General features: G+C 52.6%; 19 protein-coding genes and 1 tRNA gene. 13 read left to right on the top strand and 7 right to left on the bottom strand.

All coding sequences use genetic code 11. The features are described from left to right. Window positions 1-366 precede the first annotated feature (366 nt). On the bottom strand, window positions 367-1641 hold the full coding sequence (locus tag HMPREF1647_RS05925) for a class I SAM-dependent RNA methyltransferase (RefSeq protein WP_035433014.1): 1275 nt from the start codon (window positions 1639-1641) through the stop codon (window positions 367-369). 170 nt (window positions 1642-1811) lie between these two features. Between HMPREF1647_RS05925 and HMPREF1647_RS05920 the strand changes: the two genes are divergently transcribed. From HMPREF1647_RS05920 to HMPREF1647_RS05880, 7 genes are all read left to right on the top strand, one after another. Continuing rightward, the gene (locus tag HMPREF1647_RS05920) at window positions 1812-2780 is read left to right on the top strand and encodes a lactate/malate family dehydrogenase (RefSeq protein WP_035433012.1); all 969 of its coding nucleotides are present in this window, start codon (window positions 1812-1814) and stop codon (window positions 2778-2780) included. 771 nt (window positions 2781-3551) lie between these two features. Continuing rightward, window positions 3552-4541, top strand: coding sequence for an SPFH domain-containing protein (locus HMPREF1647_RS05915; protein WP_035428197.1), 990 nt, complete (start codon window positions 3552-3554; stop codon window positions 4539-4541). Between the two features lie 17 nt (window positions 4542-4558). Beyond that, window positions 4559-4759, top strand: a complete 201-nt coding sequence (locus HMPREF1647_RS05910) for a type II toxin-antitoxin system antitoxin (protein ID WP_035433010.1) — start codon at window positions 4559-4561, stop codon at window positions 4757-4759. 1 nt (window position 4760) lies between these two features. Continuing rightward, complete coding sequence (locus tag HMPREF1647_RS05900; protein ID WP_262363822.1) at window positions 4761-5960, top strand: ABC transporter ATP-binding protein; 1200 nt, start codon at window positions 4761-4763, stop codon at window positions 5958-5960. A gap of 2 nt (window positions 5961-5962) precedes the next feature. Then, a complete protein-coding gene (locus HMPREF1647_RS05890) occupies window positions 5963-7807 on the top strand; it encodes a hypothetical protein (RefSeq protein ID WP_035433008.1) in 1845 nt (614 codons plus the stop codon). 274 nt (window positions 7808-8081) lie between these two features. Next, window positions 8082-10157: an elongation factor G gene (locus HMPREF1647_RS05885; RefSeq protein ID WP_035433006.1), complete on the top strand. Its 2076-nt coding sequence runs from the start codon at window positions 8082-8084 to the stop codon at window positions 10155-10157. 711 nt (window positions 10158-10868) lie between these two features. Then, window positions 10869-12626, top strand: a complete 1758-nt coding sequence (locus HMPREF1647_RS05880; RefSeq protein ID WP_035433005.1) for a 1-deoxy-D-xylulose-5-phosphate synthase — start codon at window positions 10869-10871, stop codon at window positions 12624-12626. 251 nt (window positions 12627-12877) lie between these two features. On the opposite strand, the gene HMPREF1647_RS05875 is transcribed toward HMPREF1647_RS05880, so the two are convergent. Further along, window positions 12878-13972 carry a glycerol dehydrogenase gene (locus HMPREF1647_RS05875; protein WP_035433003.1) on the bottom strand — a complete coding sequence of 365 codons (1095 nt, stop codon included), beginning with the start codon at window positions 13970-13972 and terminating at the stop codon, window positions 12878-12880. 233 nt (window positions 13973-14205) lie between these two features. Here HMPREF1647_RS05875 and HMPREF1647_RS05870 point away from each other — a divergent pair, with 233 nt between their 5' ends. The 5 genes from HMPREF1647_RS05870 (at window position 14206) to HMPREF1647_RS05850 (ending at window position 19895) form a co-directional block, all read left to right on the top strand. After that, a complete protein-coding gene (locus HMPREF1647_RS05870) occupies window positions 14206-15408 on the top strand; it encodes an FprA family A-type flavoprotein (RefSeq protein WP_035433001.1) in 1203 nt (400 codons plus the stop codon). Window positions 15409-16061: 653 nt separating this feature from the next. Continuing rightward, entirely contained in the window at window positions 16062-17405 is a 1344-nt protein-coding gene (locus HMPREF1647_RS05865; RefSeq protein WP_035432999.1) for a hemolysin family protein, read from the top strand. Between the two features lie 46 nt (window positions 17406-17451). Continuing rightward, window positions 17452-18324, top strand: coding sequence for a cyanophycin synthetase family protein (locus HMPREF1647_RS05860; RefSeq protein WP_035432997.1), 873 nt, complete (start codon window positions 17452-17454; stop codon window positions 18322-18324). A 57-nt stretch (window positions 18325-18381) separates the two neighbouring features. Continuing rightward, window positions 18382-18843: a YtxH domain-containing protein gene (locus HMPREF1647_RS05855; RefSeq protein WP_035432996.1), complete on the top strand. Its 462-nt coding sequence runs from the start codon at window positions 18382-18384 to the stop codon at window positions 18841-18843. A 65-nt stretch (window positions 18844-18908) separates the two neighbouring features. Continuing rightward, window positions 18909-19895: a hypothetical protein gene (locus HMPREF1647_RS05850; protein WP_035432994.1), complete on the top strand. Its 987-nt coding sequence runs from the start codon at window positions 18909-18911 to the stop codon at window positions 19893-19895. Between the two features lie 85 nt (window positions 19896-19980). Here the strand turns inward: HMPREF1647_RS05850 and HMPREF1647_RS05845 are convergent, their stop codons facing one another. From HMPREF1647_RS05845 to HMPREF1647_RS05830, 4 genes are all read right to left on the bottom strand, one after another. Further along, window positions 19981-21312: an Nramp family divalent metal transporter gene (locus tag HMPREF1647_RS05845; RefSeq protein ID WP_035432992.1), complete on the bottom strand. Its 1332-nt coding sequence runs from the start codon at window positions 21310-21312 to the stop codon at window positions 19981-19983. Beyond that, window positions 21313-23199: a magnesium transporter gene (locus HMPREF1647_RS05840; RefSeq protein ID WP_035432990.1), complete on the bottom strand. Its 1887-nt coding sequence runs from the start codon at window positions 23197-23199 to the stop codon at window positions 21313-21315. A 430-nt stretch (window positions 23200-23629) separates the two neighbouring features. Further along, window positions 23630-24172, bottom strand: coding sequence for a LemA family protein (locus HMPREF1647_RS05835; RefSeq protein WP_035432988.1), 543 nt, complete (start codon window positions 24170-24172; stop codon window positions 23630-23632). Window positions 24173-24412: 240 nt separating this feature from the next. After that, window positions 24413-24503, bottom strand: a tRNA-Ser gene (locus tag HMPREF1647_RS05830). 179 nt (window positions 24504-24682) lie between these two features. Here HMPREF1647_RS05830 and tadA point away from each other — a divergent pair. Then, window positions 24683-25177: a tRNA adenosine(34) deaminase TadA gene (gene tadA / locus HMPREF1647_RS05825; protein ID WP_052039166.1), complete on the top strand. Its 495-nt coding sequence runs from the start codon at window positions 24683-24685 to the stop codon at window positions 25175-25177. A 9-nt stretch (window positions 25178-25186) separates the two neighbouring features. On the opposite strand, the gene HMPREF1647_RS05820 is transcribed toward tadA, so the two are convergent. After that, the gene (locus tag HMPREF1647_RS05820) at window positions 25187-26506 is read right to left on the bottom strand and encodes a class I SAM-dependent rRNA methyltransferase (RefSeq protein ID WP_035432985.1); all 1320 of its coding nucleotides are present in this window, start codon (window positions 26504-26506) and stop codon (window positions 25187-25189) included. Window positions 26507-26536 lie beyond the last annotated feature (30 nt).

Genomic DNA, 26536 nt, shown 5'->3' with positions numbered 1-26536 from the left:
TGCCTGTATCACAGCGGCAGAAACACTTCCGGCGTACTTGGCAGCATCATCAAATAAATGTAGGTCTGCTTCTGCAACATAAATATTTTTTGTGGCCATAACCATATCTCCTTATTATTGTAAATTATATCTGAAGTTCAGTATCTATATAACTATGAACATAGTTATAATCATATAGAGATATTTTGTCAATCTTGTTGCATAAATTGATTCGTAGTATTCCAGTTATAAACATTTCCCTTAATTGATTTTGCTCTATAAGTTTCCTTGGCAGCTATTTCTGCAAATTTATCCTTCATTAGTAGCTTTGCAGCTACTAATGAAGGATTTTCAGGTATTGCCCTCAATTCAATTTGCAACTTTAATTTAAGCCCGAGAAAGCACCACAACGCATTCAACGTGCTTGGTGTGAGGGAACATGTCCACAGGTGTCACGCGCTCAATGGCAAACCCGCTGTCGAGAAGAACTTTGAGGTCTCTGGCCTGCGTCACAACGTTGCAGCTCACGTACACGATTTTCTTCTGGGCTAGCTGGGCAGTTGCCTTGAGGAAGGTGGGCGTTGAACCCGCACGAGGCGGGTCAAGAATAATAACGTCAAAGTTCTGACCGTCTTTTGCCAGAGCTTGCATGTAGCGAGTGGCATCGTCGCAGATAAACTCAGCTTCAAGCTTATTGTTCCGAGCGTTTCTGCGAGCCATCTGAATGTTGTTTTCAACCTGGTCAACGCCAGTGAGCAAGAGGTTGATGCCTTGAGCTTGAGCGGCGTGCGCCAAGCAAAGTCCAATGGTTCCTGTACCGCAGTAGGCGTCAAGAACTCGTAGGTTGCTGGCCGGTGCGGAAGTGGCTGCCTGAGTGGAAATGCTGGCCTGCGCGGCATCAGCGGACTCGGAGCCTGTAAGCTCGGAGCCAGCAAGCTCGGAGCTAGCTAGCGCGCCGTCGATGGCCAGTTGGTAGAGCACCTCAGTTTGCTGAGGGTTGGTCTGGTAGAAACTGGTTGGACCAATCTCAAACGTGCAGCCCAAAAGCTTGTCGCTCATGGATGTTGAGCCCCAAAGCAGACGGGTTTCTCGCCCCAAGATTGCGTTGGTGCGCTTCTGGTTGACGTTCAAGAAAATGCTGGTTAGCTCGGGATGTGCCTTGCGAAGTGCGGCAATAAACTCCTGTTCATGGGGCAGGTGCTGACCGTTGATCACCAGCACCAGCATGACATCGTCGGTGGCATATCCGCAGCGAACTACGCCATGGCGCAGTGCTCCCTTGCCGCGATCTTCCTGGTAAGCGTGGATGTTGAACTGGCTGGCAAGATACGCCACATCGTTGAGGATGGCGCGAGCTCGACCGTCTTCTACCAGGCATTCCTTTGAAGCAATAATCTTGTGCGTTCCGCTTGCGTAAAAACCGGAGCGAACCGTGCGACCCTTGCCAGGCGCAAATGGCGTTGCCGCCTTATGACGATACGCCAGGGGCTCGTCCATTCCACGGATAGGCTCGATAGTTACGTTATTGATGCTTGCCAGCGGAGCGAGAAGTTCTTCTACCTGCGACTGCTTGCGCTTAAGTTGGATAGGATAGGGGATCGAAAGCCATTCACAGCCTCCGCAGCTACGCGCAATAGAGCATGTTGGTGTCTTGTATCCCATAGTTCCTCTCCAAATCTTGGATTACTACTATACCGTTTACAGGTTTTAATGGCACGTTGAGGTGACTGTTGTATCTAATCTGTTTCGTCTTTCTGTATCGTTGCCCGTTTATGCAAAAAACCGCTAGGCTATCAGGCACAGTAATTTTGGACGAGATAAAGGGGTGGATTATGGCTCTCATCAGTAAGATTGGCATCATTGGTGCTAATCACGTCGGCGCTCACGTTGCAAATGCCCTGCTTTACCAGGGACTTGTTACCGAGCTCTTTATTAGTGATACAAATGAGGTCCTGTGCAAAGCTCAGGTAAACGACCTGTTGGACGCAATGCCATTTTATCCACACCCCGCTCGCGTCTATGAGCTTGATGACCGTTACGAGGAACTTGCTGGCTGCGATATTATTGTTAATGCTGCTGGCCACATTGAGGCTGCAGCAGCTAGTCGTGATGGTGAGCTCTTCGTCACCACTGACGAGGCCAAGAAGTTTGCAAAGCGCATTGCAGACGCTGGCTTCAATGGTGTTTGGGTCAACATCGCAAACCCATGCGACGTTGTTACCACCGAGCTTCAGTATCTGACCGGCGCCTATCCAAATAAGGTTATCGGCTCCGGTACCACGCTCGACTCCGCTCGACTCCGCCACGCACTTTCCGGCGCTACCGGCTATCCAGCATCTTGCATCAACGCTTGGATGCTCGGCGAGCACGGCAACGGCATGTTTGCTTGCTGGTCACACGTTTCCATTGGCTGCCTCACCCTCGACGAAGTTGCAGCTCAGACGGGCAAGACCTTTGACCTCCCAGAGCTTGAGCAAGCTGGTCGCATGGGCGGTTACGTCACTTACAGCGGCAAGCAGTGCACCGAGTACTCCATTGCAAACGGCGCTGTCGAGGTCATCAAGGCTATTGTCCACGACACCAAGCTGATCACGCCAGTCTCCACGCTGCTCAACGACGTGTATGGCGTTTCTGGCTTCTACTCTTCACTTCCTGCAGTTATCGGCGCCAATGGTGTCGAGAAGGTCTTTGTGCCCGAGCTCTCCGACTCTGAGATTGAGGCATGGCGTAAGTCCTGCGAGCACGTCAAGGGCAACATCGACCAGCTTGGTTGGCTTGAGGTAGACGCTCGTATCGACTAGCGCGCCGCGAGACTGCGTGCGGGCTTCGGGCTCTGACGGGCGCGAACTGCGGCGGACGCGAGCAGTGTCGGCTGCGAGCAGGTAATAGTGCACACCGAACACACCTTGGGGCTTCTCCCGAGGTGTGTTTTTTATGCGATCAAGCTGTCTCTCTCCATTTTTTGATTGGCTCTGATTGCGAGCCTGAAAAGCTCATCATGTCTGAGTAAACTTACTCAGATATGATGAGAAAACCGGCAAATCGCTCAGACAAGGTGTACTTTTCCGGCAAATCGTTCAGACATGGCGAGAAAATCAGGCTCCATAAGAGTGCTCATGAAACTAACCTCGGATTCAAAAGTCACATCACGAAGGGTCCGCCTGAAAAGTGCAAAGAATCTGTGTTTTGGATACAGATTCTTTGCAGAAATCAGGCAAATCCACAGATTCTTTGGTGTTATCAGGCAAAAGTTACAGAATCTTTGCAGAAGTCAGGCGCGCTTGATGTAAGCCTTGCGATTCAGCTGCAATTCTCGAAGAGAAGAACTTCTCGCCTTGCGCATCACACACGGTCAAGCGCACGGTCAGGCGCGCTTGGTCCAGGCTCTACAGGTCAACTGGCATTTCAATGCACGCGACCAGACATGCTCCTGAGTGCGCAACGCATGCAGAAAAACCACCTCCTTACCTGCGATTTTTGAACAACATTTAAATAAAAATTTCTATTGACTTGTAATCAACGTGATATCACAATGATGCCAACATGAAGCTCATTGTTACAAAGGAGATCTTATGAGCACCGAGAAAATCATTAAGTCCAAGAGTGGTTGGCTGTTCCTGCTGATTACCATTGTTCTTTTTGCAGTTGCAGCCCTGTTTTTGGCTAATTTTGTACTCAGCGCTATCGCTGCAGACAGAAATCCTCTCCTGGACCCATCGTTCCCAAGCATCATTGGTGCGCTGGTATTCTTCTTTGCCGGAATGTTTGTTTCAAGCGGCTTATTCAGCCTTCAGCCTGGTCAAGCAAAGGTTTGCGTGCTGTTTGGTAAGTATATTGGCACCGTTAAGGACGAGGGTCTTCGCTGGGCAAATCCTTACTATGCCAAGACTCTTTCCACAAACTTGGGAGACCTTTCTTCTCTCGCTGCAGGCGTTACTCCCAGTGTAAGCGTACATACCTCCATCATTTCCACCCGTGCTCGTACGCTGAACGGCGAAGTCCTCAAGGTCAACGACCGCATGGGTAACCCAATCGAGATCGCCGAGGTTGTTGTTTGGCGCGTGAGCGATACCGCAAAGGCCCTCTTTGACGTCGACGACTACGACAGCTACGTTACTATGCAGGCAGAGACCGCGCTCAGGCACGTCGCGAGCATCTACAGCTATGACCACATGGAGGACGAGTCCGAGTCCAACACCGCAATTACTCTGCGTTCCAACATCGAGGAGGTCTCCGAGGCGCTTCAGTCCGAGCTGAGTCGCAACCTTTCTGTTGCTGGTATCACCGTTGACGACGCTCGCCTCACGCACCTGTCCTACGCCCCTGAGATTGCGCAGGCAATGCTCCGTCGCCAGCAGGCAGAGGCAATCATCGCTGCACGTAAAAAGATCGTCGAGGGCGCCGTTTCCATGGTTGACATGGCCCTCACCCAGCTTTCTGAGAATGGCGTTGTTGAGTTCGACGAGGACCGCAAGGCTGTTATGGCTTCCAACCTCATGGTTGTTCTCTGCGGCGAGTCCGAGGCTCAGCCTGTGCTTAACACCGGTTCCTTGCAGCAGTAAAGCATGGCGAGAAACCCATGGCACCTCGCAAACAATATCCACTTCGTGTGGCTCCAGAAGTCTGGGAGGCAGTTGAACGCTGGGCGCAAGATGACATGCGTTCAACCAACGCTCAGGTAGAATGGATTTTGCGCGATGCTCTGAGAAGGGCAAAGCGCTCTCCAAAAGCTAACGACACTCGTGTGAACAAGATAGATAAATTGGAAGAAGGAAACTAACATGGCCGACAACATCCCACAGCCACCTGTTCCTAACGCTCCCGTACCTCCTGCCGCACCCGCAGCTCCTGCTGCTCCTGCGGCTCCCGCACCCGCTGCTCCCGCCGCTACGCCTACTGCACCTGCCGCTCCAGCTGCTGTACCAGCACCCGTAGCCGCCGCAACTCCAGCAGCACAGAGCGAGGTTGTTCCTGTGTTGAGCGTCCAGCACTTTACCAAGAAGTATGGCTCCAAGGCAGCTGTTTCTGATCTTTCGCTCGACGTTATGCCTGGCGACATCTACGGTTTTATCGGCCACAACGGCGCAGGTAAGACCACGCTTATCAAGTCCATCGTTGGCGCTCAGCCATTTGAGGGTGGCGTCATCTTTGTGGATTCAAAGAATGTGCTGGTTGACCCTGTTGGCTCAAAGCAGGTCATCGCTTACGTCCCAGATAACCCAGACATTTACGAGTTCATGAGCGGCATTAAGTACCTCAATTACGTCAGTGACATCTTTGGCGTTCCTGCGGAGAACCGCGTCGAGCGCATTACAACGCTGGCCAACCGCCTGGGCATCACTGATTCCCTGGCAAACGCTATTGGCAGCTACTCTCACGGTATGAAGCAGAAGCTGGTTCTGATTTCCGCCCTGCTCCACGAGCCAAAGCTCATCATTTTGGACGAGCCATTTGTTGGTCTGGATCCAGCGGCAAGCTTCGAGCTGAAGAAGATGCTGCACGAGCTTGCCGACCGCGGATCTGCCGTGTTCTTCTCGTCACATGTTCTTGAGGTTGTCGAGAAACTCTGCAATAAAATTGCAATTATTCGTCAGGGCAAGCTTCTTGCCGCAGGTAAAACAGACGAGATTCGAGGCAATGCTTCTCTTGAGGAAGTCTTCCTTGGTCTTGAGGCTGGCGCTCCTGGCGTTTCTGCCGAGATTGCTCAGGATATGGCTACTACGAAGGACGGCGCCGCTGTTCAGCCAGTCATTCCTGGCGCACCTGTAGCAGCCGCGCCTGCAGCTCCCGCTGCACCTGCAGTACCTGCGGCACCTTCAGCACCTGCCGCACCAGCAGCACCAGCCGCGCCCGCAGCACCTGCAGCACCAGCAGCACCAGCCGCGCCTGCAGCGCCCGCCGCACCTGCGGCTCCAACTGTGCCCGGAGCACCAGTACCTCCAGGCGCTCCAGTTCCTCCCTCCTTCCCTAAGGAGAACTAGTCATGGCAAACAATGTTCCACAGGCTCCTCAGCGCCCCGATGTGCCTGAGCAGAACCTGCAACTCTCAGGAGATGTCTTTATTCCAGCTCAAGTAAGTGCTGGTCAAGTTCCTGTTCTCGATCGCTCTGAGCTCAAACTGCCTTCCAATCTCAAAGTGTTCTGGATGCTGCTTAAGGTTCAGATCACCATGATTTGGACTACGCAGGTTATAGGTGCTCGAAAGAATTTTGAGAAAAAGGTTGGCGCAAACGCTCTGCCTATTGTCGGTGGTATTTTTGTAGTTGTTGGCACGCTCTTCATGATGGTTTACATTTACGGCATTGCGACAACTCTAGCCATTGCTGGCTTCACAAGGCTGCTTCCTCTGGCAGGAATTCTTGTTGGCGCTCTACCTGGTATTATTTTGACGTTTGTAAAGGCCAATGGCGTGCTTTTTGCGTACAAGGATTACGACTTTATCATGTCGCTTCCAATCAAAAAGAGCACCATTATTTATTCTCGCGTAGCAGCTCTGTATGCTGCAGAGGGTATCTGGTCTATTGTCATTATGCTGCCAGTCTTTTTGGCTTACTTCACCTTTGAGGCTGTTACACTTCCACGCTTGATTGGTGCCTTGTTCGCGCTTCTTCTTGGGCCTAACCTTGCGGTTTCTGCTGCAATTCTCTTGGCTTTTGTGATTGCTGCCCTTGCTGCAAAGCTGCACTTCAAGTCACTCGGCGTGGTTATCGGTGGAGCGTTCGGTCTTCTATTTATGGTCGCTTATCTGTTCTTTATCTTTACGGTATCTTTCAATGCAGACAAGTTTGCCCCAGGTGTGGTGGGTAATTTCCGCGACACCGTCTTTAGCGTTGCAAGTTCAGTTGGCGTAGTTTATCTTCCATCACTGTGGATTGCGGACTTCTTTAACTCTGGCTCCCTTGTCAGTTTCTTGCTGTTTGTCCTAGTTTCTGTTGGAGCTCCTGCAGCAATTGTGGCAATCATTTCTCGCTTCAACGACCGCATTAATGCACTAGTAAGCGAGGACAAGGTCCAGAAGAAGTTCACCACCAAACAGATTTCCACCAAGTCCGCGACGCCTTTTGTTGCTCTGATCAGAAAAGAGATTCAGACCATCACAGGTTACCCAGCAGTCTTTATAAACATGCTTTTTGGCTGCTTGCTGATGGTTGTTCTCGCCTTTATTTCCATGTTCTTTAGCACGTCGTCTATCGTGGCCTACTTTGTTCCTGCGTCCGAGGTTCCGCGCTATCTACCTTTGGCAAGAACCATCTTTGGCATGATAACCACCTGGTTTGGCACCTCGATGTTCTGCGCTGCCAACTCCGCTGCTATTTCGTACTCGCTGGAAGGCCGCTCAAACTGGCTGATGGCAACTATGCCCGTATCTTCAAAGCAGATTTTTGGCGCAAAGATTGCCGTTAACATGCTTTACGTGCTCATTTTCAGCGTTGTGACCCAGATTTTCTTCCTGATTCCTGGTCACATCACCATTGAAACAGCCCTGAGAAACGTTATTCTGCCGCTCTGCATTGTGTTCCTGGTGTCTAACGTTGGCCTAGCCATTGATATTCGACGTCCAAATTTTGACTGGACTTCTGTTGTTGATATTACCAAGAGGAGTCTTTCGGTCACGGTGTCTTCTCTTGCGGGCACGCTGGGCTCCATGTTTGTTATCGGCGGAACGTTCATGATGATGATTGTTCCGGTTATCGAATCATTTAGCTCGTCAACGGGCGTGATTAACGAGACGCTGCCAAACATTATCTTTGTTACGCTGTCGCTGGTGAACGCAATTATCGGCTATCTGATCTTTAACAACACCGTTCACCGAGGAGTTAGAATCTAACTTTTGTGATGCACGCGGGTGACGTTCTGCGATTTCATACTATCTACCTGCGGCAACATCACAAATTCTTCTGTCGAGAAGAAACTTTGAGACACCCACCACATGTCGTTTATCGAATGGTGGGTGTCTCTTTTTGTGCTTTGCGGTACGGTAGGGTGGCTAGAGGTTTTCTTGTTCGGTAAGCAGCAGGAAGGGCCGAAGCATACCGCGCTAGACTCGGGCGCGTACTATCGGCTGACCTTCTCGGCTGCTTGCCGCAGTCAGAGGAGGCATCATGGCCGAAAAAAATGTTTCTAAGGTAAAGAATGTGGTCCTGGTGGGCCAAGGTGGCGTGGGCAAAACCATGCTTGCCGAGGCAATGCTGCATCTGACGGGTGCAACCACTCGTTTAGGCGGTCACGCAGGCACAAAGCCCACGCTTGATTACGATTCACAAGAGTCAGAGCGCGGATTCTCTATCTCTACTACTATCGCACCAATTACCTGGGAAAATACACGCATTAACGTGCTTGATGCGCCGTGCTATCCTGACTTTGTGGGTGACGCCTATTCGGCAATGAGCGCTGTTGAGACTGCGCTGTTTGTTGTTGATGCAGCTAGTGGACCTGGCACTATTACCACCAGGCTTTGGTTTGCCGCCGAGGATCTTTCTCTCTGCCGCGCGCTGTTCATCAACCGCCTGGACCGCCCTGATGCAGATTACGAGACCGCGATGGCTATGCTCCAGGATCGTTTTGGCTCCTCGCTTGGTGCAGTGACCATTCCAATGGGTTCTGGCGAGGCATTCTCCGGCATCATTGACGTTGTTCATCAGAAGGCTCGTAAGTTGGTAGATGGCAAGCCTGAGGTCACCGATATCCCTGCTGAGTTCCAGGCAGAGGCAGAAGCTGCTCGCGCCGCTCTGACCGAGCTGGTTGTTGAGGCCGACGATGAGCTGATGATGCGCTACCTTGAGGGCGGAGAAATTACGCAGGAAGAGCTTGAAGGCCTGCTGGGTAAGGCCCTTATGGAGCGCATTTTTGTTCCTGTTTTCTCGGGCTCTTGCGTCCGCGAAGAGGGCGTTATCTCCCTGCTTGATGCTGTTGACGGCTGGTTCCCAACTATGTCTGACTTTGGCCGCATTCCGCTGGTGAACGGCGAGCAGCTTGATATTTCCCCTGATGACGAGCGCCCTGTTGCGTTTGCCTTCAAGTCGCTGCAGGATCCACAGAACGGCAAGCTTACGTTTGTAAAGGTGCTTGCAGGTACTGTTTCTGCAGGTTCCGAGCTTATCAACGCTCGCACACGCAAGCCCGAGCGCCTTTCTCACCTGTATCGTATGTGCGGCAAAGAAACAGCTGATGTGAGCACCGCCGCGGCCGGTGACATCGTAGTAGTTCCAAAGCTCGAGGCCATGACGGGCGACACGCTTTCCGTTACCGGTAAGGTTGAGGCTGCTGCATTTAGGTTCCCCAACTCCCTGTACCGCACGGCTATTGAGCCTGATGAGCGCGGTACCGAGGGCAAGCTCTTCGCGTTCCTGGAGAAAGCCGCCGACGCCGATCCAACCCTTAAAGTTGAGCGTGATGAGGACACCGGCCAGACCATTGTTTCTGCAATCGGCGAGGCACAAGTAGCCGTTCTTCTCGAGCGTCTTGAGCAGCGAGCCGGCGTTTCCGCACATAAGGTTGCGCTCCGCATCCCATATCGCGAGACGATCCGTCGAGTTGCAAGCGCTCAGGGTAGGCACAAGAAGCAGACCGGCGGTTCCGGTCAGTACGGCGACTGCTGGCTGCGCATTGAGCCAAACCCAGATGCAGGCTACGAGTTTGTGGACGAGATTGTGGGCGGCCACATTCCTCGCGGCTTCATCCCCGCTATTGATAAGGGCGTCCAGGAGACCATGCGCGAAGGCGTTTTGGCTGGTTATCCTATGATTGACGTTAAGGTTGCTGTCTACGAGGGCTCTTACCACCCAGTTGACTCCAACGAGATGGCATTCAAGACGGCCGCTCGCATTGGTTTCCAGAAGGCTGTTGATCAGGCAGAACCCGTTCTCTTGGAGCCTATGGCTCACCTGGAGATCACCGTTCCAGACAGTTACGCAGGTTCCGTCATGGGCGACGTCTCCGCTTCCCGCGGTCGCGTTGAGGGAATGTCTTCCGGCACCGGTGTTTCTGCTGGTGAAACTACCATTAAGGCAACGATTCCATACGCTGAGGTTACCGATTACGCTACAAGGCTGAGGTCCCTCTCGCGCGGAACAGGCGAGTATACCGTTGAGCTGGCAGGATACGAGCAGGTCCCGCACGACATTCAGGCTCGTCTTGCTGCCGAGTACGCTGAGCGTCGCGCCGCTGGCGAGCGCTAACCTGCAGGTTAGGTACGCCGCGAGTACGGCAGGCGCTGCGGGCGCGGTGCCGCAGGTAGATAACGAGTTTCAAGCAAGAACCCTCGCATCTTTCAGGTGCGAGGGTTCTTTTACGCTGGTGCAATGCGTCTAGCGTTGGTTTTTTAGGTTTTGCGCACAAATAGTGATGCTTTTTGTTTCTTACTGAAGAATCGTCTAGCTCTTAAACAAGATAACTGGGTATTAATCGGATAGCTAGACCGCATTCTACCTGATATGCATCTCTATGCATAAACTTTACCTAATATGCTGAAAAATGAATAGCAAGATATAAAAGATTAAACTATAGGTAAATTCCGCACCTAAGGAACACATCTATGTCGGATATTCTGCTCAATTACGGGCATATTGCACATCTAATGACGATATTCTGCACATTTCAGGCGTTTTAAGCGTCATGTATACGTCTTTTTGACAGATTATCCGACATAGGTGTGTTCAGCCATCTTCAACCATCGTCAACCATCAGCAAAACAGTACAAGCAACTAATGATGTTGCCCGTACGGTATGGTTGATCGTGGGCGGAAGCTTCTAGAACTTACTTACTCATGTGGCTTATTTTCTTGCCTGTCGGTATTGCGTGGCGGCGATCTGGGTACGTATTTCAGACAAACAGCGTTGAGATGGCGATGTTATTCGTGATAGTAGCTTAAATCCAAGAAAGGTCGCTCATGTACCTAGAGAATATCAATGGACCAGAAGACGTAAAGAAGCTGGACGCAGAGGCTCGCAAGGTGCTTGCGCAGGAGATTCGCGACAACTTGCTGGTCATGGAGTCAAAGCATGGCGGCCACTTTGGTCCAAACTTTGGCATCGTCGAGGCAACTATCGCGCTTCATACCGTGTTCAATTCGCCCGTTGACCATATCGTTTACGACGTCTCGCACCAGACGTATCCTCACAAGATGCTCACCGGCCGCAAGCAGGCATACATGGATCCCGCGCTTTACGACTCGGTGTCCCCTTACACCGATCCCGCCGAGACCCCGCACGACCTCTTCAAAATCGGCCACACTTCCACGTCCATCAGCCTGGCGCTTGGCCTGGCAAAGGCTCGCGACATCATGGGCGGCAAGGAGAACATCATCGCCGTTATCGGCGACGGCTCCATGTCCGGCGGCGAGGCGCTTGAGGGCCTGAACGTTGCCGGCGAGCTGAACAGCAACTTTATCATTGTCTTCAACGACAACCAGATGTCCATCGCCGAGAACCACGGCGGCATGTACGACCAGTTCGCTGAGCTGCGCCGCACCAACGGTGCTGCCGAGAATAACCTCTTTAAATCGATGGGCTTGGACTACCTGTATGTCAATGACGGCAACGACATCGAGGCTCTTATCGCCGCATTCGAGCAGGTAAAAGACTCGACCCATCCGGTCGTGGTCCACATCAACACGCTCAAGGGTAAAGGCTACGCTCCCGCGGAGGCAAACAAGGAGAAGTGGCACTGGCACATGCCGTTTGACATCCAGACTGGTCAGAGCCCTGCATCCGGCTCTTCCGAGTCGTATGCCAGCATCTTCGCAGAGTATGCCCTCAAGCGCGCAAAGACTGACCCAAAGTTCTTGGTGCTTATGTCAGCGGTTCCAGCTCTGCTTGGCCTTACGCAGGAACGTCGAGAAGAGCTGGGAAAGCACTACCTTGACGTGGGCATTGCCGAAGAAACTGCAGTTGCGATGGCTTCCGGCGCGGCTCACGCGGGCGCGCACGTGATTTGGGGCTCAAGTGCAACCTTCATCCAGCGCACCTACGACCAGCTAACTCAGGACCTGGCGCTCAACCAGAATCCTGCGGTTATCGTGGGATCCGGCTCCATTAGGGGCTTAATGGCCGCCACCCACCAGGGCCTCAGCAGCATTTCCATGATCGCAAACATCCCTAACATGGTGTACCTCGCGCCATCCAACGCCGAGGAGTATATCGCCATGCTCGACTGGGCGCTTGACCAGGACAAACACCCCGTCTACATCGCAATTCCTTCCGGTCCTGTGGTCCACGCCGAGGGTCCCGTCCGCACAAACTTTGACGCCCTCAACACCTACGAGGTCACGCGCAAGGGCTCCAAGGTGGCCGTTCTTGCCCTGGGCGATTTCTACGACCTTGGCGAGAAAACCGTTGAGGCCCTCAGCTCCACCTTGGGAATTGAAGCCACGCTGGTCAAACCATACTTTGCCTCGGGCGTTGATCAGAATCTGCTCGACAACCTGGTAAAAGACCACGACGTCATCGTGACCATTGAGGACGGCATCATCGAGGGTGGCTGGGGACAAAATATAGCCAGCTACCTGGGAACTTCTTCCGCACGCGTGCTGAACTACGGCGTCAAGAAGGCTTTCTATGATCGCGTCAACATCGCGGACCTTATGCGAGAAAGTCATCTGGATCCCGAGCTGATTGCTGTGGACATCAAGCAGGTGCTGGGCCTGTAGGCGCTTGGCCTGTAAGTGCGTCGCCGCTGGTAGGTAGTCGCCGCCACGCTGTTGCACTGCTACCCCAGCGTGAGCCTTGTCTGTGCTATGTACCGTTGCGACACCGTCCGCACTTCTCGCTATCACATAAAAGCTGCAACAAAAAAGAGGGGCCGCATCTGCGGTCCCTCTTCTGTTCAAGCAAATGTGCTGTTGCGGTGCCGTTGCGACCTGCCGCCAGGCGTGTCGTCGCGCGGCGTGCAGCTAGAAGCTTAAGCCTTAAGAGCGCGGCCCATAGCGTCAGCCTGGACGATAGCTGCATAGAGCTCGTCAGGAGTGACGTCGCCAGCAAGGTTGTGGATGGTCTCGCCAGGAACGCAAGCAGCCTCAGCGATCTTCTTGATCTGCTCGTCAGTGGTGATGCCAACCTCCTCGAGGGTAGTTGGAAGACCAACCTCAAGGCAGAAGTCCTGGACCTCGTCGAACTCCTCCTGAGGAACGCCCTCAAGAACAAGCTGGACCAGGGTACCAAAAGCAACGCAGTTACCGTGAGGTGCGCTGTGGCCACCAAGGGAGGTGAGGCCGTTGTAGAAGGAGTGAGCTGCTGCGCAGTTAACATTGTCAGCGCCGACGCCACTCATGTAGACGGTTGCCTCGCAGATAGCCTCAAGAGCTGGGGTTACAACGTTGTTCTCGCAAGCCTTAATTGCCTGTGCACCGTAATCGCGAAGGGTGAGGTAGCACTCCTTAGCAATTGCCATACCAACGCGGGTAATGCCGGTTCCCTCAAGGGAAGGAGACTCGGTGCGGATGGATGCGCGGCCCTCAAAGTAGGTGCCCAGTGCGTCGCCCATGCCTGCTACCAGGAAGGAAACAGGTGCGTTAGCGATGATCTGGGTGTCGACCATAACTGCATCTGGGTTCTGTGGGTAGAAGAGGTACTTGTCAAAGGAACCGTCATCGTTGTAAATAACGGAGAGGCCGGTGCATGGAGCGTCGGTAGCTGCAACGGTAGGAAGAATAACGATGCGCTTACCAGCGTAATATGCGGTTGCCTTTGCGGTGTCAACAGCGCTGCCGCCGCCGATAGCGACGACTACGTCGATGTTGTCCTCCTCGACGATAGCCTTCATGCGGTTAATCTCGCCGTTGGAAGAGATGCCACCGAAGACCTCGTAGCGACGGTAATAGTCGCCCTTGCCCTCGAAGCTCTGCTCGATCATGTCGTGGGTTGCTTTGTAGCCGCTGTTAGAGCAAACAAACAGGAAGCGCTTTCCCATGTAGCCCATCTCTTTTTCAAACTCGAGACAAGCATTTTTGCCCTGAACATACTTCAGTGGCTCACGCATTGCGCGTAGCATTTTCATAGGTTCCCCTCTCCGGATACGTTTTAGGCCTATGTAATTTATGGTAACACTATCAAAAGAACATAACAGCAAGGAAAATATTTAGATTCGGACAAAGTGAAAATCTAGATTCCAGCACGGAAAGAATTTGGATTCGGATAACTTCTGGAAAGTTTACGTGAACATACATTCACTAGCCGGCAAATGATATCCTTGTAGTGTCAAATTTTCGCACTGTGGTCTTTGGAGGACACATGCTTAGTTCTGTCGAAATCAAACCCGATGTCTACTTTGTAGGCGCCCTGGATTGGAACGCTCGCGAGTTCCACGGCTATACCACTGAGCAGGGCATTACCTACAATGCATACCTTATCCTAGACGAGAAGGTCACGCTTATTGACACCGTCAAGCGCCCATTCTCCGAGGAGCTAGTCGAGCGCATTAAGAGCATCATCGATCCAGCAAAGATTGACGTTCTGATCTGCAATCACATTGAGATGGACCACTCCGGCAGTGTTCCTCGCATTCTTGAGCTCGCGCCAAACGCCGAGGTCTACGCAAGCGCACCTCAGGGCGTCAAGGAGCTCAAGGCTTTCTATGGCGAGAATATCAACGTCAACGGCGTAAAGACGGGCGATACGCTCAACATCGGTAGGCGCACCCTGACCTTTGTGCAGACCCCAATGGTCCACTGGCCAGACAACATGGTCACGTATTCTGACTACGATAAGATCCTCTTCTCCAACGATGCATTTGGTCAGCACTACGCTTCAAGCACCCGCTTTGAGGACGAGTCCGACTACTGCGAGGTCATGAAGCAGGCTCGCAAGTACTACGCAAACATCGTTCTCCCTTACGGTCGTCAGGCTGACTCCGCTGTTACCGCAGTTAAGGGCATTGGTCTGGAGAACATCGATATTATCGCCCCAGCTCACGGCGTTGCATGGCGCTCCCACATTGCCGACATCATCTCCAAGTACGAGGAGTGGACTACCGGCAAGCTTGAGGAGAAAGCCCTGGTTGTGTACGACTCCATGTGGGGCTCAACCGACAAGATGGCTCACGCTCTTCTGGACGGTTTTCTGGCTGAAGGCATTCCTGCCCAGCTCATCGACCTCAAGGAGACTCATATCTCCAACGTCATGTACCACTTCCTGGACTCTAAGTATGTCTGCGTTGGTTCGCCTACGCTGAACTCTAAGTTCCTGCCTACCGTTTCTTCGTTCCTGACCTATATGAGCGGTCTCTCTCCAAAGAACGACCACCGTATTGGCTTTGCGTTTGGCTCTTACGGCTGGGCTCCACTTGGACCAAAGATGGTCCAGGCCGAGCTTGAGGCAGCAGAGTTCACTATGCCACTGCCTGTTCACGCTATCGGTTGGCTTCCTTCTGACGAGGACCTGGATGCCGTTCGTGCGCAGGTCAAGGACCTGGTCGAGGCTGGCAAGCAGCTCTAATTTAGCGGTATATTGAGCAAGGCCCTCACATTCATGCTGAATGTGAGGGTCTTTTGCTGTTAAGGGAGTTAAGCGGACAAAAAATGATGCAAATGACCCCGAAGTGACCCCGAAATGACTCCGAAGTGACCCGAAGTGGTAAAAAATGTGTTTAGTTGGAGATTTCATTTTTCTGCATACAACGTTTGCCCAGATAAAAGTTTTTAAGGCGGTAAAAAATCGTCTTAGTTGGAGATAAATCAACCAAATTTCAATTTTCATTTCCAACTAAACGGGTTTTTTACCTTTTTCGGCACATAATTTTAGGCGTAAAAGTTACGTATTCATGGAAATGAATTAATTGGACGAGTTATTCAAAATTCTGCATCAAATATTGGGAACTGCGTGTTAGCCAGAATTAACGCAGAAAATAGAGAAGCATGATATTAAAATGGCTGGCAAAATCGCAGAAAAGTAATTCGTATCGCGGGAAAAGCGTGCTGCTCGTATAGTTGACGCTATCACCTCGCGGAGCCGTTCGCGCCATCGCGTCTCGCGCCTGACGTTTCATGGCGAGACTGTGTCAAATTCCTGAAGACTACAAGGTAGAGCGCGTTAGAGTACAATAGTCTGTACAAAAAGTAACTTCGAAGAGGTAGGTGCCCATACACTCGATGGACATTGCGTTAAGTATTGGAATAACTCTGCTGCTTACCCTGGTAAACGGCTTCTTTTCTGCGGCCGAGATGGCCATTGTGAGCTCTCGTCGCGCGGCACTTGAGGCGGACGTGGACGAGGGCGATCCAAGAGCCCTTGCTGTCATTGACATTGCCACTGATCGCGGATATTTCCTCGCAACAATTCAGGTCGCAATTACCCTGGTTGGTTTTGCGTCCTCGGCATTTGCTGCAACAAGTCTTTCCGAGCCATTCGGCGCTTGGCTGGTCAGTATCGGTGTCCACGCTGACCTGGCGCTTCCTTTAGCTGTCGTGGCTATTACGCTGATTGTTTCCTTCTTTTCCGTGGTCATCGGCGAGCTGGTTCCAAAGAGTATCGGCCTAGCAAACTCCGAGGCAGTGGCCAAAGCAGTCGTCGGCCCCATGAAGGCGTTCATGCAGATTGCGCGCCCACTCGTGTTTATCACGTCTGCCTCGGCAGATGCGGTTACCACGCTGATGGGCATTGACACTACCAACGACCATCAAGAGGTCACCGAGGAAGAGCTCCGCTACATCGTCAAGGATTCCGAAGACCTCTCTGAAGAAGAAAAATCCATGATCCACGAGGTCATCGAGATGGGCGACACCGTTGTCCGTGAGGTAATGGTCCCGCGCGTTGACATGACCGCCATGGAGGACACTGCAACTATCGCCGAGGTCCTGCGCGTCATGCGCCAGACGGGCTTCTCGCGCATCCCTATCTACCACGAGAATATCGATCGCATCGTGGGCATCGCTCACATCAAAGATTTGCTGGAGCCAGCGCTTGACCAGCACGATAGTGACGAGAAGATCGCGCGCTTCGTGCGTTCCGCTGACTACGTACCCGATACCAAAGATATCATTCCGCTGCTCACTGAGATGCAGACAAGTCGCGACCAGATGGTCATCGTGGTTGACGAGTACGGCGGAACCGCTGGTGTTATCACCGTTGAGGACATCGTCGAGGAGATTGTTGGCGAAATTGAGGATGAGTTTGATCCGGACAACAAGTACCTGACGCAGCTCTCTGATAGAGAGTGGCTGGTAGATGGTCGTTTCTCGCTCAATGATGCAGCTGAACTTGGATGGCCGGTTGGGGAATCCGAGGAGTACGAGACTATCGCGGGCTTTGTGCTGGATTTGGCAAATCATCTACCTCGTCCAGGTGAGGTTTTTGAGAAGGATGGCTACGTGTTCCGCGTGCAGTCGATGCGTCGTCGCCGACTATCTTTGTTGCGTGTAATTGCTCCAGAACCACAGGTAGACGGTGAATCTGAGCCAGCTGGCGAAAACTCTGACACATCAGAAAATGAATAACTAAAAGAATGATTACAATAGAGTGAACCAATAGAAAGAGGTTGAAATGGCGCAGTTGATTTCTATCAAAAAAGTTGTGGTAGGACCTAAAAACTTGACCGCTACCGTTGAGTTTTCGGCTAAAGCGCCACGTTTGACCTCGGAAAATGCTGAGGCAACTGAGCGCGTACTTGAGCTTTTGCCAGGTCTTTCCAATCACCTGTGCTTGGGCGATGCCGATGCCCGTTTTGGCCTTGTCGCAGAAGATACCGAGGTAGCGCACCTGCTTGAGCATGTGACCGTCGAGCTTCTGGCCCTGACCAACCTCGCGGGAGACGTTGCTTCCGGTAAGACTTCCCTGGTAGATTCCCGTCGCGGCCTCTACGAGATCATCCTTGCATGTCCAGATGACGTGCTGGTTGCAGCCTCGCTCTCCAGTGCCGTATGGCTCCTTAACTGGGCATATGGCAACCAGGAGGACGCCGATCCAGACATCAATGCAATCGTTTCTGGCCTCGTTGCGCTCATCCAAAGCCTTGACGGCGAGAAGACCGATGAGCTCGCAGACTCCGCGGAACCTGAGGCGGACGCTGTACCCCAGGCAGAGAGCGTAGTCGCAGAGGATTACGCTGCCGACAACTCCTCCGAGGACGTCGCTGATGCAGCTGCTGCTGATGCAGTTGAGGCTGAGGCTGCTGACGCTGAGGAGAACAATGCCGAGGTCGCAGGTATCGACGCATCCGACGAGGACGCGGTCGCGCCCGCTGCCGACGCCGACCCCGCAGCCGACGCCGAGCCCGCAGCCGACATCGCCGAGGCACCCGCCGACGAGCTCGCCGAGGCAACAGCTGCCGAGGACGCCACTGACGACTCTGAGGTCACCGACGTCCCAGACGATTGGAACATGATTAACGTTCCTCGTCCAAAGCCCGTTCGATAAACGCCCTTATTGCGGTATGATTACGTACAGCGTTTTGCTGTTTAACAGGAGGTACTTATGAGCAAGAAGTCTGCTGGTTTCTTTCTAGGCGCTATTTTTGGTGCTGCTGCTGGCGCTGTAGCTGGTCTTTTCCTGGCTCCACGTTCCGGCGAGGAGACTCGCGCTTTGGCTGCAGATGCTGTCAATGACGCATGGGATTCCGCACTTGATTCTTATGAGCGCACATCTAAGGTTGTGAGCACTAAGATTGACGAGGTCAAGCCTACTGTTGACGCAAAGACCGACGAGCTCCGCGCAAAGGTTGACCTTGCTCGCGAGCGCATGGATCAGCTCCGTGAGTCACTTTCTGACGCTGTGACCTCTGCTTCTAACACTGTCGCAGATGCTGCCGATGTTGTTGCAGACTCCTTTGTTGTTCCAGAGCCAACCGCCACAACCGCTGAGGCTCAGGCTGTTCGCATCGAGAACGTTGAATCCCACGAGCAGGAGCACGCTGGCGAGGGCTACCAGGAGGCATAAGCCTCACTTATAAGCAATGTGACGGGACGCCTTATGACGTCCCGTTTTTTATAGAGAGGTTTCACGTGAAAACAACCGAGCTCCTAGGCGCAAAGGTCCTTCTCCCCAAAAAGCCTGCTACAAAGGGCAAGCACGCGGGAGAAGAGCGGTTTTCCAAGTTAGGAAAAATCCACAACGTGGTTTTTGCACCCTTCAAACAGGGCCAGCCTTCGCAGGTAGTGGGCGTGATGGTTCAGAAGCCCGACATTGCTGGCATGATTAAGCAGGATGACGCGTTTGTCACGCTGGAGTCTCTGGAGACCATTGAGCAGGGGCTTTGCGTAAAAGATCCCGAGAATAACGTCGATAAAGCAGCAATCAAGCGCTTGAACTTGGATTTTGATACCTGCATCTTGTGGCACGGTATGGAAGCTCGCACTAAGAGCGGCAAAACCTTAGGTTACGTAAGTGGTGCAGAGTTTGACCAGGTCACTGGTGTGGTCTCGGCATTTCTTGTGGGTGATGGCGCTGGATCTGAAGCGCTGGTAGGCTCGTTTGCCATCAAGCCTGAGTGGCTGTTGGGTTACTCTAACGGCGCCATGGTTCTCTCCGACGAAGCGGCAGATGCCCAGCTCACTGGCGGTCTAGCTGCAAAGGCGGGCGAGGGTTACGCGGCAGCTGCCGCAAAGGCTTCTGAGGCTACAGCTAAAGCCGGAAAAGCTGTTGCAGAGGCCACCGAGAAGGGCGCGTTTGCCCTGGGTAAGACGCTGGCCAAGGCAAAGCGTGCGATCGAAGACGCTACCGAGCCCGACGCAGAAGACGATTCCGAGCGCCCAGCTCCCATTGCTGCAGAGGATGTTCGCCTCGAGAAGCCATCTGCGGAGGAGCAGGCCGCAGCTGACAAAGCCGCTGCTGACAAAGCCGCTGCTAGTAAGCCTGCTGCTAAGCCTACAAGCAAATCATCTACACAGGCCACCGCTAACAAGGCAGCTAAGGGTTTTGGCATGCAGCTCGGACGCATGGGCAAGATGTTCTCTGACTTCAAGGACGAGTTTGACAAGGCAAGCAAGTAATAAATAGCAGCTAAATGCATAAAACAATAGGGCGAGAAGACCGATCTTCTCGCCCTATTTTTGTGTTGCAGTTGCGTGACGTTTGCTACAAGCCCATGGCCTGCAGAATGAACATCACAATGGTCAGGATGATAACGGTGACGATGGTAAACCAGGTCAGAGCGTTCCAGATGCGGCCGTTGGCGTACTTGCCCATGATGTGTTTGTCGGCCGCAATGATAACCATAAAGACAAGCAGAATTGGCAGCAGAATACCGTTGATGACCTGGGCGGCCATCATGATACCAAAGAGGCTCATGCCTGGAATCAGAACAACCAGTGCAGAAATAACCAGCACGGTTGTAATAATGCCGTGGTAGACAGGGGCCTCCTGCCAGCTACGGTCGGCTCCGCGCTCCCAACCAAATGCCTCGCAGATGGCGCTTGCGGTAATGCCTGGTAGAACGCATGCTGCAAGGAAGGACGCGCCAACCATACCCAGCGCGAAGAGGGTACTTGCATACTGACCTGCAAGTGGTTCAAGAGCGCGAGCAGCGTCGGCAGCAGAGTCAACAGAGATTCCGCGAGGGAAGAGGACAGCGCCGGTGGTCAGCATAATGAACCAGGTGATGATCTCGGCCAGGACTGCGCCGGCAACATTGTCTGCACGTTGTGCGGGAATATCGCTGGTATCAAGGTTTTTCTCGACAACATTTGATGCAACCAAGAAGATCATGTACGGACTGATAGTAGTACCAATATTTGCAACTAACAGAGAAATGTATGACGGTTCAGCGGAAGGCTGCGGAATGATGGTGACGCGCAGAGCCTCGCCCCAGTCTGGCTGAGCTAGCACGCCAGCCACTACGTATGTGACAAAAATGCAGCTAATTGCCAGCAAAATCTTCTCGATACGGCGGTACGATCCGCCAACGGTCAGGAGCCACACCATCAGAGCGCTGATAGGTACCGAGACGTACGTTGGGATGCCAAAGAGCTCCATACTGGACGCAATACCTGCGAATTCGGAGAAGGTAACAGCAATATTGGAGAGCAGCAGCGCGCCCATTGCCAGTGTGGAAAGGCGAATACCAAAGCGCTCACGGACCAGCGATGCAATACCTTTACCGGTAACACAGCCCATTCGAGCTGCAGTTTCTTGAACCACAATCAGCAGGAAGCACATGAGTGGTACGGTCCACAGCTGCGAGTAGCCAAACGTAGCGCCCGCGCTGGAGTAGGTTGCAATGCCACCGGCGTCGTTACCAGCAAATGCGGCGAGAAGACCGGGACCCATTGCCATCAAGATGTACTTGATGCTGTTTTTGTTGACCGGAGCCTTCTCTTTAGGCGCGTGTTTGCCCTGCTCGATGGCGTCCTGACCAGCGGCGCTCTGCTCTGCGGCTGTGCTCTTTACCTCTGCGTTCTCTTGCGCCATTTACATCACGCTCACAAGCGAGAGAGCGTAAGAGAGGACGAAGAATGTCACCACCGAAAGGCTCATGGAAATCAGGGTAAGTGTGAGGCCTGAAGTTTCCTGGTTTTTCTCCTCACGATGGCGAAGTACAGCCAAGAAAATTGGGGTTAGCAGGAAGGAAATAAGCGTAGAGCCTGCTGCTGCACCAAAGATCTGAATAATGGTCTGGTCAAAGAGTGCGGCGTAGAATACGCCTGCATTTGGATCGTAGGGGTGGAACAGAGCCTCTAGCAGGGCATGGGCTGCGGCACCAAGGATGCAAATGAGGCCGCTGACCAGAAGACCAAGTAGAAGCGAGCGGAAGGCAAAGCCTAAGATAGAAGGAGACTTCTCGCTGCCAGGATCGTCTGTGAGGAAGAAGTTTGTCACGTAGTTGACGGTATTCTCGCTCAAGTTCAGTGAGATTGGCATAGTAATAGTGCAAAGAGCTGCGAAAATACCCATGGTTGGATTAGATGTTGCAGCTGTTCCTACAAAGGCAGCAATCACAACGGAAGCAACCCAGAACAAAAGCCAGAGGTTGCGGTGGAGGAACCAAATAATGTTGCGGCCACGGTCGCCAGAGTCGGAATCGCTCCTGCCGCCACCAACAATCTGCAGGTCCTCGGCGTGCTCCTCTTCAAGAACGTCAAGAGCATCGTCGACGGTAACAATACCCAGCAGGCGGTTGTCGTCAGAAACAACAGGCATGGCCAGCAGGTTGTACTTTGCAATGTTTCGAGCAACGTCCTCCTGGTCGTCCTCTGGTGAGGCGGTGACCAGGTTCTTATTAGCAATCTCCTCCAGACGAGTTTCTGGTTCGGAGACAATCAGGCGGTTCAGCGAAACGGTTCCGGACAGGCGGCCGTCCTCGTCAGTAAGGTAGAGATAGCGGACGGTCTCAAAGTCTTCGTCCAGGTTACGCAGGCGATCAAAAGCGTACGCAACGGTCTGATCCTCAGGAACAGAAAGCGCCTCGGACGTCATAATACGGCCAGCGGTGTACTCGCGATATCCCAGCAGCTGCCTAATTGCGCGCTGCTCCTTAACGCCCATCAAGCGCAGGAGTTTCTCGGCACGGTCATAGCTCAGCTCGGAGACAAGCTCGGCCGCGTCGTCTGGGTCCATCTCGGACAGGATGCGAGATGCTTCTTTTTCGTTCAGGCCACCGATGAGCTCAACTGCCATGGCGTCGTCGTTGAACTCTGCCATTGCGCCGGCGCGCTGTTCGTCATCAAGCTGGGCAAATACCTGACTACGCAGGCGAGAGTCCAGGCGTTCGATGATGTCAGCAACATCAGCAGGGTGCAGCTCGTCCAGCGTTTTGTGGGAAACGGAGAGCTTGACGTTGGAGAGGTCGCGCTCAACCAGGTCCATGTAACTCCACGCAATGATGCGCTCTTGCATGGGGTGGCCCATAGCGCGCGCAATGCGGGTGACCAGGTGCTCTAGATGGGGAGAAAGGCTGCGCAGCAGACCACGTGCGCCAACCTCTGCGCCCAGAAGGCGAAGCTGCGTTGAGCTGGTATCGGAAAGCTTGAGGTCGTTTACGCGGACAACGCGAATGCCGCGCGTATCAACGATCTGCTTGTTGAGAATATCTCGGGCGAGAAGAACTTCGTTAGGCTGCAGGTACGAGAAACGAATCTCAGTTGAAGGTACCTTGAGCCTGATGACGTCCTCATCGTAGGTATCAACATACTTGCGCCAAGAAATCATCATTGGCGTGCGGCCAGGGCCCATAAAAGCAAGGGAAGTGATGCGAGGAAAAACTTCTCCGGTAGCAATTCCAAGGTCGGAGACAGAACCGATCTTCTCGCCTTCTGAATCTAGAACCGGATTACCCATTAACTGGGAAAGATAAATCATGTGTGCTCCTTACATGCGTCCGAAGACTAAAGCGTGGCTTTGGCGAGAAACTCCGCATACTTGCCACGGGGACTGCATTGCGATTTCACCCCTCACGGTGCAAATCGGCACACCGCAAGAGGTCAGCGACTGTGAGGTCGAGGTTTCATGCTGACCTTTCTCTTCAACCAATAGGACGTGAATTGTGCTTGCGAGGACAATTCACAGATGTAACTATTTTAACGATTTTCTCGCGAGGCTGTAAAGACTCTTCACATAATCTAGCTGCTCGGATTTACCTGCAGCCGAGGTGCGACCGGCGCGCGTGCGACGTGCGCAGTCAGCGCACGGCTGGCCCGATTAGCGAAGCTTGACAGCACACAAAAAAGCCCGGTACCTGCGGAATGCAGATACCGGGTTGTACTGGTACAAAGTGTAAACGAAACAGCTCTTAGAACTGTACGTTTGGTGCCTGACGAGCGGACTCGTCGGTAACCTGGAAGCTTGTACGTGGGGAACGTCCACCAGCAAGAAGGTTGTTTGGGAAAACAGCGATGATGTTGTTGTAGTTCATGACAACATCGTTGTAGCTCAAGCGAGCGTAGCTGAGGCGGTTCTCGGTGTCAGTAAGCTCTGCCTGGAGCTCCAGGAAGTTCTGGTTAGCCTTGAGCTCTGGGTAGTTCTCAACAACAGCAAACAGGTTGGTCAGAGCATTGGAAAGAGTGCCGGAAGCCTGCATCTTCTCTTCAGGAGTGCGTGCATTTGCGACTGCAGCGCGAGCAGAAGTAACTGCCTCAAAAGTCTTAGACTCGTGAGCTGCGTAACCCTTAACGGTGTTGACCAGGTTAGGGATCAGATCGTTACGACGCTGAAGCTGCGTATCGATAGCTGCCCAAGCGTTATCGCACCTGTTGCTTGCGCGAATGATGCTGTTGTGAATGCTAATGGCCCAGAAAACCAGAAGGACAATAACTACAACTGCGGCAATAATCATGCTAAATCCTTTCAATCACTGACAATCCTGTGTCAGCCATCCATTTGGACAGGTTAATTATACCCAAAAGTAAAAATCTAAGGCGTTTTTAATTAAAGCTTTTAACTTGCTAACGAGTCTTTTGGTAAATGGAATGCTCGCCCACACACTGGCGAGAAGAACGTTGAGCTAGAAATAACGTGGAATGGAATGGAATGAAAGTTCTGAAGGTAAAACGTTAAGTTGAGGTCCGCCAAAAAATGGCGGAGAGGGAGGGATTCGAACCCTCGGAACGGGGACACCGCTCAACGGTTTTCAAGACCGCCGCATTCAACCACTCTGCCACCTCTCCAAAGCGGTAATATCCTACCTCATAATTCAGTTTTTTGCGAGTAGGGGATTTAGCAAGTTAGGTTTTGCTTCATAATTGAGAGTAGATAAATAAGCGTCAGAGTCATGAAAGATTTACGTCAGAATCGCGACAGAACAGCGACAGATTAGTAGCAACAATCAGACAAGAGAGGAGCAGCTATGAGCGACGAAGCGCAAGAGCCTTTGACCCCACAGGCTGCTCTTGATCAGAAGTACATGAAACTTGCTCTTGAACAGGCAGAACTTGCAGCTCAGATAGGAGAAGTGCCTATCGGCGCAGTTGTAGTGTGCGATGGAGAGGTTATTGCCGTTGCACATAATCGCCGTGAGATAGATAACGACCCTTCTGCACACGCTGAGTTTCTCGCCATGCAAGAGGCTTCAAAAAAGCTTGGCCGCTGGAGGCTTTCGGGCTGTACGGTTTACGTGACGCTGGAACCTTGCTTGATGTGCGCAGGATTGATGGTCAACGCTCGTATCGATCGCTGTGTGTTTGGCGCGTTTGACCCCAAGGGCGGCGCAACGGGCACGTTGTTTGATGTGAGCAGTGACTCAAGACTTAATCACGAGTTTGCAGTCTCAGGCGGAGTATTAGCAGACGAAGCATCTGCACAGCTCAAGGCGTTCTTTAAAGAGCGTCGCAAAAGCAAATAATAAGTAGTTCTAGATCACCTGGAAAATGAAGAAATCAAGGTAGTGGCTCTCGGGAACACCCCAAAGAATTGGGTGGTCAGGAGCTTGCTGTCGCTCTTCAATTTGCTTGAGCTGCACGTTGGTGTGGTGAGCTGCCTCGGCAATTGCCTGGGCGAGAAGATCTCTGGTCATGAAGTGTGAGCAGGAACAAGTTGCCAGGTAGCCACCTCGAGGTAGCAGCTTCATGGCTGCTGCATTGATTTCCTTATAGCCGCGCATGGCGCTGCGAACCTTGTCGCGCGTCTTAGTAAATGCAGGCGGATCCAGAATGATGAGGTCAAACGGACCTCCCTCTGCCTTGAGCTGACCTCGGTCACCAGCCAGTTCTGGCAGGTATTCAAGAACGTTTGCACAGGTAAAGTCCATGCGATCTGCTAAGCCGTTGAGCTCCGCATTTTGGCGTGCAAGGTCAATGGCGGTTTGGCTGACGTCTACGCAGCGGACAAAATCTGCCCCTCCTGCTGCAGCGTTAAGGCCAAACGGACCAACGTGGCAGAAGCAATCCAGCACACGACGGCCTTGTGCAAGCTGACGAACTGCTCGGCGGTTGTATTTTTGATCCAAGAAAAAGCCGGTTTTCTGGCTGTTCTCCAGGTCAAGGTTGAACTTGAGTCCGTTTTCTGTTGCAAGAACATGAGTTGAAGGCAGAGCAAGAGAGCTGTCTGCAAGCAAGCCATTCTCGTCAGGAGAAGTGCCTGTCCACCAGCCCTTATATTGTGGAAGTCCTTCTTTAAGGCGCGAAGGAGAGTCATTTCTTTCGTAGATACCGTCAATTATCTGCCCGTCTGCAGATAAAACCTCAAGAAGCAGCGGATAGATAACGTTGCGCAGACGCTCCATACCAATGGTTCCTACCTGCGCAACAAGTATGTTCTCGTAGCGGTCAACGATTAAGCCAGGAAAGCCATCGGCCTCAGAGAAGATAACACGGCAACAATTGGTGTCGGGCTCAGTCCCTGGTAGAGCTCGGTTTCCCATAGTGGTTTTGCGGTGTTCCCACGCCCAGCTGATCTTACGACTCCAAAACGCTTCGTTGAGCCTATCGTTGGCGTTTCTTGTCACAATTCTGACGCGAATCTTGCTCATTTCTGACAGAAGGCCAGTTCCCTGGTAGGTGCCGTTCTCCTCAAAGACATCAACAATGCAACCATTTTGAGCACTCTTGCCGCTTTCTGGAGACGGTTCTACACGAATAACCTCGCCCTCAAAGACCCAAGGATGTCCGCCTGCAAGTGCGCGAGCAGCTTTCTTGGTGATAATAACCTGTGGATAAGGGCGGAGTTGCTTCATGATGGTCCTTCTCGCGAGAAGCGCTTACAA

Source organism: Lancefieldella parvula DNF00906 (assembly GCF_000758945.1).
GTDB lineage: Bacteria > Actinomycetota > Coriobacteriia > Coriobacteriales > Atopobiaceae > Lancefieldella > Lancefieldella parvula_C.
The sequence above is the reverse complement of the archived record's forward strand: the minus strand, read 5'-3'. Positions and strand labels throughout refer to the sequence as shown.